Origin of the sequence: Parasphingorhabdus sp., from assembly GCF_036964565.1 — a bacterium.
GTDB lineage: Bacteria > Pseudomonadota > Alphaproteobacteria > Sphingomonadales > Sphingomonadaceae > Parasphingorhabdus.
Genome location: NZ_JBALTN010000033.1, coordinates 1 through 839, shown reverse-complemented (window position 1 = coordinate 839; position 839 = coordinate 1). Strand labels below are relative to the sequence as shown.

General features: G+C 61.0%; 1 protein-coding gene. It reads left to right on the top strand.

Annotation, left to right across the window (positions count from 1 at the left end; genetic code table 11):
• A partial coding sequence (locus V7650_RS18090) for an AAA family ATPase (protein ID WP_335657600.1) occupies window positions 1-833 on the top strand: 833 nt, incomplete at its 5' end.
• Window positions 834-839 lie beyond the last annotated feature (6 nt).

The following is an 839-nucleotide window of genomic DNA, read 5'->3' as shown; positions in this document are numbered from 1 at the left end:
TCAAACCGCTCAAGAAGGTTGACGCGACCGATGACGATGTCGATGAGGTCGAAGGTTCCGACGACGAATTGCTTGTTCCGACAACGGAATTCTCTATCGTGGATCCGGACCAAGAGTTGGCGGAGGCGTTGCATGTGGATCTCGGTTGGCTGGCCCGGTGCACCGACCTGCTGCGTGATCGCCCGCAACTGATCTTCTACGGGCCGCCCGGTACCGGGAAGACGTACATCGCGAAGGATGTTGGCTCGGCATCTCGCCGGCCCGGACTTCCGTCACCATCGCGGGTGTTACACCCTGTCTACAGTTACGAGGATTTCTTCGAAGGCTTCCGGCCGACCCCGCGCAGCGATGGTCAGGTCGGCTTCGAACTCAAGCCGGGCCCGATGCGCCGCTTGACCGACCGCGCTCGCACACATCCTGATCAGTTGTTCGTGCTGGTCGTCGACGAGATCAATCGCGGAAGCCTCGCCAAGATTTTCTTCGGTGAGTTGTACTTTCTGCTCGAATACCGCGACGAGGCAATCGATCTGATGTATTCCTCGGACAAGGCCGAGCCGTTCACACTGCCACGCAATGTGGTCATCATCTTCCGCGATCGAGCACACCGCGGACCGCTCGATCGCTCTCGTGGACACCGCCATGCGCCGCCGCTTCGGATTCGCTGCGTTGCTCCCGGCGCAGGGGCCCACGAAATCGGTCCTGAGACGTTGGCTCACCGCCCGCAAGTACCCGCAGCGTGTCGCGGATCTGCATCTTGCGTTGAACGCTGCGATCGACGATCCGGGCTTCCAGATCGGACCCTCGTATTTCATGCGTCCGGCGGTTCGCAGTGATGGGGG